At 68.4% G+C, this 11668-nt stretch carries 13 protein-coding genes; 4 read left to right on the top strand and 9 right to left on the bottom strand.

Going from position 1 to position 11668, the window contains the following annotated elements:
* Nucleotides 1-2: 2 nt before the first annotated feature.
* Both EZJ19_RS03870 and EZJ19_RS03865 read right to left on the bottom strand, forming a co-directional pair.
* Nucleotides 3-1031, bottom strand: coding sequence for a polysaccharide pyruvyl transferase family protein (locus EZJ19_RS03870; RefSeq protein WP_131444982.1), 1029 nt, complete (start codon nt 1029-1031; stop codon nt 3-5).
* A gap of 4 nt (nt 1032-1035) precedes the next feature.
* Entirely contained in the window at nt 1036-2079 is a 1044-nt protein-coding gene (locus EZJ19_RS03865) for an AI-2E family transporter (RefSeq protein WP_131444981.1), read from the bottom strand.
* 41 nt (nt 2080-2120) lie between these two features.
* Between EZJ19_RS03865 and purM the strand changes: the two genes are divergently transcribed.
* Genes purM through EZJ19_RS03850 form a run of 3 tightly spaced genes read left to right on the top strand, consistent with a single transcriptional unit; the run spans nt 2121 to nt 4854 of the window.
* A complete protein-coding gene (gene purM / locus EZJ19_RS03860; RefSeq protein ID WP_206199308.1) occupies nt 2121-3152 on the top strand; it encodes a phosphoribosylformylglycinamidine cyclo-ligase in 1032 nt (343 codons plus the stop codon).
* Nucleotides 3149-3793: a phosphoribosylglycinamide formyltransferase gene (gene purN, locus EZJ19_RS03855; protein ID WP_131444979.1), complete on the top strand. Its 645-nt coding sequence runs from the start codon at nt 3149-3151 to the stop codon at nt 3791-3793. Before purM ends, purN begins: the two co-directional genes overlap by 4 nt.
* A 5-nt stretch (nt 3794-3798) precedes the next feature.
* Complete coding sequence (locus EZJ19_RS03850) at nt 3799-4854, top strand: DUF3108 domain-containing protein (RefSeq protein ID WP_131444978.1); 1056 nt, start codon at nt 3799-3801, stop codon at nt 4852-4854.
* Here the strand turns inward: EZJ19_RS03850 and EZJ19_RS03845 are convergent.
* From EZJ19_RS03845 to EZJ19_RS03820, 6 genes are all read right to left on the bottom strand, one after another.
* Entirely contained in the window at nt 4843-5226 is a 384-nt protein-coding gene (locus EZJ19_RS03845; protein WP_131444977.1) for a hypothetical protein, read from the bottom strand. The genes EZJ19_RS03850 and EZJ19_RS03845 overlap by 12 nt on opposite strands.
* A 13-nt stretch (nt 5227-5239) precedes the next feature.
* Nucleotides 5240-5599 (bottom strand): hypothetical protein, encoded by a 360-nt coding sequence (locus EZJ19_RS03840; RefSeq protein ID WP_131444976.1) that lies wholly within the window; start codon nt 5597-5599, stop codon nt 5240-5242.
* A gap of 130 nt (nt 5600-5729) precedes the next feature.
* A complete protein-coding gene (locus EZJ19_RS03835; protein ID WP_131445123.1) occupies nt 5730-6860 on the bottom strand; it encodes a 5-(carboxyamino)imidazole ribonucleotide synthase in 1131 nt (376 codons plus the stop codon).
* Nucleotides 6860-7348 (bottom strand): 5-(carboxyamino)imidazole ribonucleotide mutase, encoded by a 489-nt coding sequence (gene purE, locus EZJ19_RS03830; RefSeq protein WP_131444975.1) that lies wholly within the window; start codon nt 7346-7348, stop codon nt 6860-6862. Before purE ends, EZJ19_RS03835 begins: the two co-directional genes overlap by 1 nt.
* A 53-nt stretch (nt 7349-7401) precedes the next feature.
* Nucleotides 7402-8355 (bottom strand): magnesium and cobalt transport protein CorA, encoded by a 954-nt coding sequence (locus tag EZJ19_RS03825; protein WP_131444974.1) that lies wholly within the window; start codon nt 8353-8355, stop codon nt 7402-7404.
* Nucleotide 8356: 1 nt separating this feature from the next.
* Complete coding sequence (locus EZJ19_RS03820; RefSeq protein WP_131444973.1) at nt 8357-9733, bottom strand: phosphomannomutase/phosphoglucomutase; 1377 nt, start codon at nt 9731-9733, stop codon at nt 8357-8359.
* 294 nt (nt 9734-10027) lie between these two features.
* On the opposite strand from EZJ19_RS03820, the gene hemN reads away from it, so the two are divergent.
* Nucleotides 10028-11398 (top strand): oxygen-independent coproporphyrinogen III oxidase, encoded by a 1371-nt coding sequence (hemN, locus tag EZJ19_RS03815; protein ID WP_131444972.1) that lies wholly within the window; start codon nt 10028-10030, stop codon nt 11396-11398.
* Between the two features lie 61 nt (nt 11399-11459).
* Here the strand turns inward: hemN and EZJ19_RS15750 are convergent.
* Nucleotides 11460-11668, bottom strand: a 209-nt coding sequence (locus EZJ19_RS15750) for a DUF302 domain-containing protein (protein ID WP_165873450.1), incomplete at its 5' end; no start/stop codon positions are given.

Genomic DNA, 11668 nt, shown 5'->3' with positions numbered 1-11668 from the left:
ATTCAGGCCCAGGTGCGCCAGTAGGCCGCCTGTTTCTCGGCGCGTTCCGCAAGCGGAAACGGCAGTACCGTGACGCCGAAGGCACGCGCCACGATGCCGCCGTGCAGGCTGCTGCCGCAGTAGGCCTCGGCGCCGGCCAGCAGGGCGCAGACATCCCAGACGTTCAGCGATTCGAATAGGCGCAACGGCCGCTCCGGCAGTTTGCCGGCCAGGCGCCGGTAGACGTCGAGGTCGTCGTGCCAGGGTGCCGCGCCGGCCCGGAACAGGACGATGCCGGCCGGGGCCAGGCCGTCGAGGTGGGCGGCCAGCCGGTCCAGGCCGGCATCGTCGCCGCATTCGGCGGCGCATTGCACGGCCAGGTAGCCGGCCGGAAAAGCGGCCCGCACGGCGGCGGGCGCGCCTTGGCCGGCATGCCGGCGGATGTCGGTGCCGAACAGGGCCGCCACCCGGCCGACCGGGTCGGCTTCCAGCTCCGCCGCGATGCCGAGCCCGGCGACATGGCCAAGGCTGGTGCGCTCGCGCACCGAGACCCGGTCGGCCTCGGCCAGGCGCCGGCCCGCCTCGGCACGCGCCGGCGGCGGCAGGCGGTCGAATGCGACCCCGCCGACGGCGCGGTACTCGAAACGGCGCGGGCGGCGGAACAGTGATTTTTCGGCCAGATAAGGCAGCCGGGCGGCCAGGCCGAGTTCCCGCGCTGCCCAGTTCGAGCGGGCGGCGGGATCGGCGTCGTAGCGGGCGATGGCCGCCCTGGCGTCGGCGTCGGTCTGCAGCATCACGGCCGCCTCGTAGGCCGAACAGGTGAGCAGTTCGCCGCCGACGTGGAGCAGGTCGGCCGGCCGCTCGCCCCAGTCCTGCGCCAGGGCGGGCAGGGGCCGTACCCGGTGGCCGCCCCAGACGGTCAGGTCGCGCCCGGCCAGGCCGGCATGGATGGCCGGACGCGGTGCCGCCTCGGCCGCGGCAATGTGGCCGAGCAGGATGTCGCCCAGGTTGTGGCGGTCGAAGGCGCCGAACAGGATGAGCGGTTCGGCCACCGCTTCAGTCCGGGTCGAGGTGGGCCTTGAGGTGGCGGAAGGCGACCAGGAGGGCGGCCGAGGCCGGGATGGCGAGCAGGACGCCGAAGAAGCCGAACAACTGGCCGAAGGCCATCAGGGCGAAGATCACCGCGACCGGATGCAGGCCGACCCGGTCGCCGACCAGCCAGGGCGTCAGGAGCATGCCCTCGAGCAATTGGCCGAGGCCGAAGACGACCCATACCGGCAGCAGGGTGGCCAGGTCGCCGCCCTGGACCAAGCCGGCAAGGGTGCCGAGCAGGACCCCGACCACCACGCCCAAGTAGGGCACGAAGACCAGGATGCCGGCCACCATGCCCACCGCCAGGGCGTAGTCGAGGCCGGCCAGCCAGAGCGCCAGGCTGTAGAACAGGGCCATCAGCAGGATCACCGAGATCTGGCCGCGCGCGAACTCGGACAGCACGGCATCGACCTCGCGGGCCACCTCCGCCACCTGGGCGCGCATGGCGCTCGGCACCAGACGGCCGGTGCCGGCGACCAGGCGGTCCCAGTCGCGCAGCAGGTAGAAGGTGACCACGGGGATCAGCAGCAGGTTGGCCAGCCAGCCGAGCAGGGCCAGGCCCTGGTTGCCCACCGCGGGCAGGTAGGCGGTGAGCTTGGTCAGCTCGCCGGCATGGCCCTTCAGCCAGTCGAGTATCTCGGTCTGGCTACCCGCCAGGTCGATGCCGAGGCGGCTTTGCAGCCAGGGCAGGAGGCCCTCCTGGCCCCACTCCACCAGCCTGGGGATCTGGGTCATCAGCATGCGGGTCTGGGCCTGGAACAGCGGGGTCAGGATCAGGACCAGCAGGGCCACGGCCAGGGTGAGGCCGAGCAGGACCAGGAGCGTGCCCCAGGTGCGGCCGATCCGGCGCGCCTCCAGGCGGTCGACCAGGGGGTCGAACAGATAGGCCAGGGCGGCCGCGAACAGGAATGGCGTGAGGATGGGCGAGAGCAGGTAGAGCAGGTACAGGCCGCCCGCGCAGAGCAGCGTGTAGAGCAGGGAACGGTTGCCAGCAGGGTTGAGGTCCATTCGGCTAGAATAGCATCCTTCCCATTTGCCCCGATCCAGCCGTGAACAGCCAACTCTCATACCGCGATGCGGGCGTCGACATCGACGCCGGCGATGCCCTGGTCGAACGCATCAAGCCCCATGCACGCCGTACCATGCGCCCCGAGGTGCTGGGTGGCATCGGTGGTTTCGGCGCCCTGATGGAACTTCCGAAGAGCTACAAGGAGCCGGTCCTTATCTCCGGCACCGACGGCGTCGGGACCAAGCTGAAGCTGGCCTTCCAACTGAACAAGCACGACACCATCGGCCAGGACCTGGTCGCCATGAGCGTCAACGACATCCTGGTCCAGGGTGCCGAGCCGCTTTTCTTCCTCGATTACTTCGCCTGCGGCAAGCTGGACGTGGATACCGGCGAAGCGGTCGTCTCGGGCATCGCGCGCGGCTGCGAACTGTCCGGTTGCGCGCTCATCGGCGGCGAGACCGCCGAGATGCCCGGCATGTATCCGGCCGGCGAATACGACCTCGCCGGTTTCGCGGTGGGCGTGGCCGAGAAGTCCAAGCTGATCTCCGGGGCCGACATCAAGCCGGGCGACGCCGTCCTCGGCCTGGCCTCGAGCGGTCCGCACTCGAACGGCTATTCGCTGATCCGCAAGATCGTCGAGGTGGCGGGTGCCGACCTGGCCGGCGACTTCAACGGCCGCCCGCTCGGCCACGTCCTGCTCGAGCCGACCCGCATCTACGTGAAGCCGCTCCTGGCCCTGATGAAGCAACTCACGGTCAAGGGCATGGCCCACATCACCGGCGGCGGCCTGCTGGAGAACATCCCGCGTGTGCTGCCCGACACCACCGTGGCCGTGCTCGACAAGGCCGCCTGGACCCTGCCGCCGGTGTTCCAGTGGCTGATGGAGCAGGGCAACGTGGCCGAGCGCGAGATGCACCGCACCTTCAACTGCGGCATCGGGATGGTGGTCGTGGTGGCCGAGGCCGATGCCGAGGCGGCCATGCGCTTCCTCGCCGATCAGGGCGAGACGGTATACCGGCTGGGCGCGATCGCCGCCCGCCAGGGCGACGAGCACCAGACCATCATCCGTTGATGAAGGCGGTCGTCCTCATCTCCGGGCGCGGCTCCAACATGGAGGCGCTGCTCAAGGCCGGCTTGCCGGTCGAGTTCGCCTGCGTGATCAGCAACCGGCCCGACGCCCAGGGCCTGGCGGTCGCCGCCGGACTGGGCGTGGCGACCGCCGTGGTCGACCATAAGGGTCATGACGGCCGCGCCGCGTTCGACGCCGCGCTGGCGGCCGAGATCGACCGCCATGCCCCGGACCTGGTGATCCTGGCCGGCTTCATGCGGGTGCTGACCACGGACTTCGTGCGCCGTTACGCGGACCGCATGATCAACATCCATCCGGCCCTGCTGCCCGCCTTCCCGGGCCTGCACACCCATGCCCGCGCCTTGGCCGCCGGGGTTCGGGTACATGGTTGCACGGTGCATTTCGTCACGCCGGAAGTCGATGTCGGGCCGATCATCGTCCAGGCCGTGGTGCCGGTCCTCGCGGACGACGACGAGGCCAGCCTGGCGGCCCGGGTGCTGGCGCAGGAACACCGCATCTTCCCGCTCGCCGTACGCTGGTTCGCCGAGGGGCGCCTGCACGTCGGTGCCGATGCCCGGGTCCGGGTGGACGGCGTCGCCGGGGTTCCGGCCACCTTGATTTCGCCGCTGCCGGACGTCGGCTGACCCGCATGGCGCGCAAGGTCAAACGCACCTTGCTTGCCGCCGTGGCGCTATCCCTGGCGGTGCATCTGTTGCTGCTCGGCTACGCCGGGCGGTTCGGGTTCACCCCGGGTGCCGAACTGGATTTCCCGATCGAGGCCAGCCTGGCGCCCTTGGAGCCGGTTCCGCCGCCGCCACCGCCCCGGCGTCATCGCGTGCAAGCGGCGCCGACGGCCGAACAGCCCGTCCCCGCCCCGGTGCCGGAGCCGGCTCCGGCCTCCGAGAGCCTCCCCGAGGCGCCGCCTGCGGCAACCCTGGCGGACGCCGCGCCGGCCCAGGCGGCCGCCCCGGCCGAAACCGCCCCGGCCCAGGCGGAGGCCCCGGACACCGGCGACGGGCCTGCGCGCCCGATTCGCGCGGCCGTGCGCAACCTGGCCGATGCCTTCGTCGCCCGTTACAGCGTACAGACCGGCGAGGGCAGCAGCGGTTTCGTCGCCGGTCGCGCCACCTACATCTGGCAAAGCCGGGACGGCCACTACACGCTCGTCAGCACCCTGGAGGCCACCGGGCTGGCGTCGCTGTTCATCAGCGGCCGCATCGTCCAGGTCAGCGAGGGGGCCCTGGACGGAGCCGGCCTGCATCCGACCCAGTATCACCTGCAGCGCAATGAACGCAAACAGGACGTCGCCCGCTTCAACTGGAGCCAGAAGCGGCTGACTCTGGAGGACCGGCCCAGCATCGGCTTGACGGAGCAGGCGCAGGACCTGCTCAGCTTTCCTTTCCACCTGGCCATGACGGCGCGCGAAGGGGAGCCGGACTTTCAACTCGGCGTGACCAACGGTCGCAAGTTCAACGACTTCACGTTCCGGGTCCTGGGCCGGGAAACCGTCGAGGTGGCAGGAACGCCGGTCGATGCGCTGCACGTGCGCGGAGAGAAGGCCGGTGAAGGCAGCCTGGACGTCTGGCTCGACACCGCGCGTGCCGGCTTGCCCGTGCGGGTCCGCACCCTGGACCGCAAGGGCAAGGTGGCGGTGATGCAGCTGTTGGGGGTGGACGCGCCGGCCCGTCAGGGCTCAGGCGATTAAGCGCAGGGCCTGGGCGTTCGACGCCGCCTTGTCCTCCGCTTCGATCAGGGCGAGGCGGCCTTTCGACGGCACCTGATAGATGAGCACGCCCTTGCTGTCGTTCACCTTCACGACACGCCGGCTTTCCTCGTAGTCGAACTCGTAGCCACGGCTCCGGGCCACTTCGGTCTCCGTGGCCGTCCGGGCAGTATCGTTGGCCGCCCGCGCCGCGTTCTGGCGGCCGGTTTCCCGGGTATCGGTCGGTTGCCGCTGCCGGCTGGCGTTGGCGTCGGTGGCATCGAGCGTCCCCTGGCTGGTACGTGCACCACCCACCTGGCTCACAACCTGAGCCTGTGGAGAGTAGGCGACGTTGCTGGGGATGCTCAGGTCCATGGCGTGCTGTCAGTCAATACAGCTGTGACGTGCTCCGGTAGGCGTTGATGGCCTGGGCTACGGTACTCGCGCTGGCGGCTCGGGCCGCCTCCGGCGTGGCGTTCTGCTGCGGGTTGTTGTTCGCGCTGGCGCCGGCATTGGTAGGGTTGACCGCGGTCGTGCTGGTGGTCGGCGTCGTCGCCTGGGCGTTCAACTGCAGCGCGGCGCTGCTCAGGCTGACCTGCGTGCTGCGGCGCGTTTCCGTGGCCCGGTTCGGGTCGGCGGTCTCCGTGTCGCGGTCACCGTCGCGCGAACGCGAAACGGCTTGCTGCTGGCTGGCATAGGCGGCCGCGGCCATGGCCTGGCTTGAATTCATGCTGGTGGTGATTTCCATGAGGCCGCTCCTCGTTGGGTTACTTGATCGGTGCCGGAGGACAGGGCAGGCGCCCGTTTCCTCCGGTATTCAATTTAATTCTATAGATCAACCGCTTGCGTACGCAAGCCGGCGCCGATGGAAGGGGTATTCAGCCGCCGATGCCGAGTTCGGCCCGGGTCGTCTGCGCCAGGGCGATCGCCGCGTCGACGCTGCTCGCCAGGCAGTTGTAATGGCCCATTTTGCGGCCGGGCCGGGCCTCGGCCTTGCCGTACAGATGCAACTGCACCCCGGGATGGGCGAGCAGGCGGTCCCAGGCCGGCTCCGGGCGCCAGATGTCGCCCAGTATGTTGACCATGACCACGGGAGTGAGCAGCCGGCTGTCGCCCAGAGGGAGGCCGGCCAGGGCCCGGACCTGCTGCTGGAACTGGTCGGTGGCGCAGGCGTCCAGTGTGTAATGGCCGCTGTTGTGCGGCCGTGGCGCCATTTCGTTGAACACGATGCGGCCGTCGGCGAGGACGAAGAACTCGACCGCCATGACCCCGACGTAGTCGAGCCCGGCGGCGATGTGGCCGGCCATGTCGCGTGCCCGCGCTGCCAATTCCTCGGGCACCTGGGCCGGTACGACGCTGATGTCGAGGATGCCGTGCCGATGCCGGTTCTCGGCAACCGGGAAGAAGGCGATGTCGCCGCGCGCGTTGCGGGCCAGGACGACGGACACTTCCTGTTTGAGGTCCAGGCGTCCTTCCAGCAGGCACGGCACGCGGCCCAGGTGGTCGAATGCGGCGACCAGGCTGTCCAGGTCGTCGACCCGCGCCTGGCCCTTGCCGTCGTAGCCGAACCGGCGGGTCTTGAGCAGGGCCGGGCCATCGATGCGTGCCCAGGCGGCGACCAGTTCGCCTTCGTCCTCGATGTTGGCGAAGGGCGCCGTGTCGCAGCCGAATTCGCGGGCGCGGCTCTTCTCCAGGAGACGGTCCTGGGCCACGGCGACGGCGGCCGGGGAGGGCGCGACGAAACAGTGCTTGGCCAGCATCTCCAGGCTGTCGGCCGGGACGTTCTCGAATTCCGTGGTCACCGCGTCGCACAGGTTACCCATGTGCAGCAGGGCGGCGGCGTCGGTGTAGGCGGCCTTGAGGTGGATGTCGGCGACTTGGCCGGCCGGCGACTGGACGTCGGGGTCGAGCACCACCACCTTGTAGCCCATGACCCGGGCCGCGAGGGTGAACATGCGGCCGAGTTGGCCGCCCCCGAGGACGCCGAGCGTGGCACCGGGCAGCAGCATCATGCCTCCGGCAGCGTCATGGCCAGGACGCTCTCGGTCTGTTTCTTGCGGAAGGCGACCAGGCGCTCGCGGATGTCGGGGAACTCGTTGGCGAGCAGGGCGGCAGCGAACAGGGCGGTGTTGGCGGCACCCGCTTCGCCGATCGCGAAGGTGGCCACGGGCACGCCTTTGGGCATCTGGACGATGGAAAGCAGGGAATCGATGCCCTTCAGGGCGCGCGATTGTACCGGGACGCCCAGGACCGGCAGGTGGGTCTTGGCGGCGACCATGCCGGGCAGGTGGGCGGCACCGCCGGCCCCGGCGATGATGCACTTCAGGCCACGCTCGGCGGCGCGCTCGGCGTATTCGAACAGCAGGTCCGGGGTACGGTGGGCGGACACCACGCGCTTTTCGTACGGGATGCCCAATTCGTCGAGGAGGGCGGCGGCCTGGCGCATGGTCTCCCAGTCGCTCACGCTGCCCATGATGACGCCTACTAGGGGTGCCATGGTCGGTCCGGATCGAAGAAAAACAGAATGATACGCGTGGCTGGCCCCGGCCCTCAAATCCAGCCGCGCCTCTTGAGATGGCGGTAGAGGCCGTAGCAGACCGCGCCGGTGAGCAGCAGGACCGCGGGGTAGCCCCAAGGCAACGCCAATTCGGGCATGACATGGAAGTTCATGCCGTAGAGGCTGAATACCAGGGTGGGCACGGCCAGGATTGCGCCCCAGCCGGCCAGCTTCTGGACCGACTCGTTCTGGCGCAGGGACAGGGTGGCCAGGGTGACGTGCATGGCGTCGGAGAGCATTTCGCGCATCTGGAACATTTCCCGGTTCAGGCGGGTCAGGTGATCCTGGACGTCGCGGAAATAGGCCTTCAGACCCTTGTCGACCACGTCTGGGTGCATGCGGATGAGTTCGTGGACCATATCGGCCATCGGCTCCAGGGTCTGCGACAGCAACAGGGTCTGGCGCTTGAGGGCATAGATGTGGGGCAGGTTGCCTTCGGCCTGCTCGGTCTCCAGCAGCGTCGATTCGTATTGGTCGTAGCGGCTGCGCAGGCGGTCGGCGACCGGCCGGTAGGCGTCCACGATCAGGTCGAGCAGGCAATACAGGGCGCTACCCGCCGAGGGCGCGAAGCGGCCGCCCTTCAGGCGGGCCAGGGCGCGGCCGTAACCAGGGCCGTGGCCGTGCCGGACGGCGATCAGGTATTGCCGGCCGAGGAACACGTCGGTCTCGCCGTATTCGACCTGTTCCTGCCACTCCAGGGCGGTACGGATGGCCAGGAACAGGTGGTCGTTGGGATATTCCTCGATCTTCGGCCGCTGGTGTGCCGAGATCGCGTCCTCCAGGGCCAGTTCGTGAAAGTCCATGGCCCGGCCCAGGCGTTCCAGGTCCCTGAATTCGTCGCTCTGCAGTTCCAGCCAGGCGAAGCTGCCCGGCCGGGCGAGCTCGCCGGCCAGGCTGTCCGGCTCGATGGCCTGCCAGTGGGAGTCGCGGTAGAGCCAGCAGTCCATCTCAATAGGGCAGGCGGAGTTCCGGTGCGGCGGCCAGGAGCACGCGCCGGAACTGCTCCTGGATGCGTGCCAGGGCCGCGTCGTCGTTGGCCTCGAAGCGCAGGACGACGACCGGTGTGGTGTTGGAGGCGCGCATCAGGCCGAAGCCATCGGGATACTCGACCCGCAGGCCATCCAGGGCGATGATCTCGCGGGCGCCGTCGAAGCGTGCAGTGTCCTGCAGGCGCGCGATCAGGCGGTGCGGTTCGCCCTCCCGCATCTTGATGTGCAACTCGGGGGTGTTCACGCCGTCCGGCAGGCCGCCCAGGGTGGCGTCGATATCGGCCTGTTTCGACAGGTATTCGAGCAGGCGGGCGCCCGCGTAGAGGCCGTCGTCGAAGCCGTACCAGCGCTCCTTGAAGAAAATGTGGCCGCTCACCTCGCCGGCCAGCAGGGCCCCGGTCTCCCGCATGCGTGCCTTGATCAGCGAGTGGCCGGTCTTCCAGAGCATCGGCACGCCGCCGTGGCCACGGATCCAGTCGTACAGGTTGCCGGTCGACTTGACGTCGAAGATCACCGTGGCGCCGGGGTTGCGGGCAAGCACGTCGGCGGCGTACAGCATCAACTGACGGTCCGGATAGACGATGGTGCCGTCCTTGGCGACCACGCCCAGGCGGTCGCCGTCGCCGTCGAAGGCGAGGCCGATCTCGGCGTCGCTGTCCTGCAGGCGGGCGATCAGGTCGGCGAGGTTGTCCGGCACGGAAGGGTCCGGATGATGGTTCGGGAAGCGGCCGTCCACCTCGCAGTACATCTCCTCGACCTGGCAGCCCAAGGCCCGGAAGAGGGGCGGTGCGTAGGCCCCGGCGATGCCGTTGCCGGCGTCGATGACGATCTTCAGGGTCCGCGCCGGCTTGACGTCGCCGGCGATGCGGGCGACGTAGTCGGGGAAGATGTCGTGCCGACGGTAGCCGCCGTCCCCGTGTGCGAGGTCGCCAGACTCGACGCGCCGGCGCAACGCCTGGATCGCGTCGCCGGACAGCGTTTCCCCGGCCAGGACCACCTTGAGGCCGTTGTAGTCGGGCGGATTGTGGGAGCCGGTGACGACGGCCGCGCAATGCGTGCCCAGGTGGTGGGCGGCGAAATAGGCCATCGGGGTGGTCACGGGGCCGAGATCGACGACATCGGCCCCGGCGGCGCGGATGCCGGCAACCAGGGCGGCGCTGAGTTCCGGGCCGGACAGGCGGCCGTCGCGGCCGACGACGATCGTCTTGCCGCCGCGTGCCAGGGCCTCGCTGGCGACGGCGCGGCCGAGCGATTCGACGATCACCGGCGTCAGCGTCCGGCCGACGATGCCGCGGATGTCGTACGCCTTGAATATCTCGCTGGGAATATCGGACATGCCTGCCCCTCGGGAAACCCGGGGGATTATCCGGCGTTTGCGGACGCCCTGCCAGCCGGCAAAAAATGGGCGAAAAAAACGGCACTGGAACTCCAGTGCCGTGTAGAAAACCGCCATTGCGGCGGTCAGGGAGGTAGATTTCATTATGCCAAAAAAAATATGACTGTCCAGAAAAACTTATACTTTGGTTATATTCCTGCCGCCAGTAAGGGCATTCCCGCAACGCCGCAGTCGCCTTGCCTATTGCCGATCCGGCTGCCTACAATCCGATCAGTTTCCGATCGGCAGTTTCCTATGACCACCCTTACCTCGCTGCTGGAAAAGTACAGCAAGCCCGGCCCGCGCTATACCTCGTACCCGACCGCGCCGTACTTCCACGAAGGCTTCACGGAATCCGACTGGCGTGCCGAACTGGCTGCCTCCCAGGACCCCGCGCGCGGCCTGTCGCTGTATTTCCACATCCCGTTCTGCGACACGCTCTGCTATTACTGCGGCTGCAACATGGTCGCCACGGGTGACTACAACAAGGCCTACCAGTACCTCGACTTCCTGGACCGGGAGATGGCCCAGGTGGCGACCCTCGCCGATCCCTCCCGGCTGGTCAGGCAGCTGCACTTCGGCGGCGGTACGCCGACCTATCTGCGGCCCCAGGACATCCGGCGCCTGATGGGCATGATCCGCAACCGCTTCAACATCGCCGAGGATGCCGAGATGGGCTGCGAGACGGATCCGCGCGAGCTGACCCGGGAACACCTGGCGGCCCTGCGCGATACCGGCTTCAACCGGCTCTCGATCGGGGTCCAGGACCTCGACGACCGGGTCCAGAAGGCGGTCAACCGGGTCCAGCCCGAAGGCATGATCAAGGAGGTCTACGGCTGGGCGCGCGAGTTGGGCTTCGCCAGCATCAACATGGACCTCATCGTCGGCCTGCCGCACCAGTCGGTGGAGAGTTTCGCGCGCACCCTGGACAAGGTGACGGCCTGGTCGCCGGATCGCCTGGCGGTGTTCTCCTACGCCCACGTGCCCTGGATGAAGAAGCACCAGAAGCTGATCCTGGAGAAGGATTTGCCCGGATTCGCCACCCGTCTGGACCTGCAGCAGCTCATCCACGATCGCCTGGGCGCGGCGGGTTACGTCAACATCGGCCTCGACCACTTCGCCAAGCCGGACGACGAGATCGTCCGGGCGCAGAACCAGAAGACCCTGTGGCGCAACTTCCAGGGCTATACCACGCACAAGAACTGCGACATCTACGCTTTCGGCGCCTCCAGCATCAGCCAGACGCCGGACACCTACGTGCAGAACGAGAAGAACGTCAAACGCTACCAGGAACTGGTGGCCGACGGCCGCCTGCCGGTCGAGCGTGGCCTGCGCCTGACCCGCGACGACCAGATCCGGCGTGACGCCATCACCAAGGTGATGTGCGACCTGGAACTCGACAAGGCCGCCTTCTCGGCCACCTGGGGCATCGACTTCGACAGCTATTTCGCCGATGCCCTGGCGGACCTGAAGCCGCTCGCCGAGGACGGCTTCGTCATCGTCGAGGCCAATTACGTCCTGGTCACCGAACTCGGTCGCCTGTTCCTGCGCAACATCGCCATGTGCTTCGATGCCTACCTGAAGCAACCCGCGGAGTCCGGTCCGCGTTATTCGCGGACCGCCTGAGCCCGTCGGCCGGGCACGAAAAAGGCGCCCGCAGGCGCCTTTTTCAGCTCTGCAAGCCGGCCTACTCGGTGAACCCCTTTAGGATGGTGTCCTCGTCGTTGCCGATGAAGGCCATGAGCTTGGCCGGTTCGCCCTGCAGGCCTTTGGCCAGCATGTCCGACCGCATGCGCATGACGTAGGTCTTGCCGTCGCGGCCTTCCAGTACCGTGAACCGGCACGGATGCGGCGGCAGCTTGCCCTGGCCCGCCTGCGCCAGCTTGTCGTTGAAGC

Origin of the sequence: Parasulfuritortus cantonensis, assembly GCF_004337445.1 — a bacterium.
Lineage (GTDB): Bacteria > Pseudomonadota > Gammaproteobacteria > Burkholderiales > Thiobacillaceae > Parasulfuritortus > Parasulfuritortus cantonensis.
This window is presented reverse-complemented; position numbering and strand designations above follow the sequence as displayed.

Bases quoted from the DNA above. Each gene is read 5' to 3' on its own strand.
- EZJ19_RS03865 (WP_131444981.1), bottom strand. From the start codon at position 2,079: ATGGACCTCAACCCTGCTGGCAACCGTTCCCTGCTCTACACGCTGCTC.
- EZJ19_RS03850 (WP_131444978.1), top strand. From the start codon at position 3,799: ATGGCGCGCAAGGTCAAACGCACCTTGCTTGCCGCCGTGGCGCTATCC.
- EZJ19_RS03845 (WP_131444977.1), bottom strand. From the start codon at position 5,226: ATGGACCTGAGCATCCCCAGCAACGTCGCCTACTCTCCACAGGCTCAG.
- EZJ19_RS03840 (WP_131444976.1), bottom strand. From the start codon at position 5,599: ATGGAAATCACCACCAGCATGAATTCAAGCCAGGCCATGGCCGCGGCC.
- EZJ19_RS03835 (WP_131445123.1), bottom strand. From the start codon at position 6,860: ATGCTGCTGCCCGGTGCCACGCTCGGCGTCCTCGGGGGCGGCCAACTC.
- purE (WP_131444975.1), bottom strand. From the start codon at position 7,348: ATGGCACCCCTAGTAGGCGTCATCATGGGCAGCGTGAGCGACTGGGAG.
- EZJ19_RS03825 (WP_131444974.1), bottom strand. From the start codon at position 8,355: ATGGACTGCTGGCTCTACCGCGACTCCCACTGGCAGGCCATCGAGCCG.
- EZJ19_RS03820 (WP_131444973.1), bottom strand. From the start codon at position 9,733: ATGTCCGATATTCCCAGCGAGATATTCAAGGCGTACGACATCCGCGGC.
- hemN (WP_131444972.1), top strand. From the start codon at position 10,028: ATGACCACCCTTACCTCGCTGCTGGAAAAGTACAGCAAGCCCGGCCCG.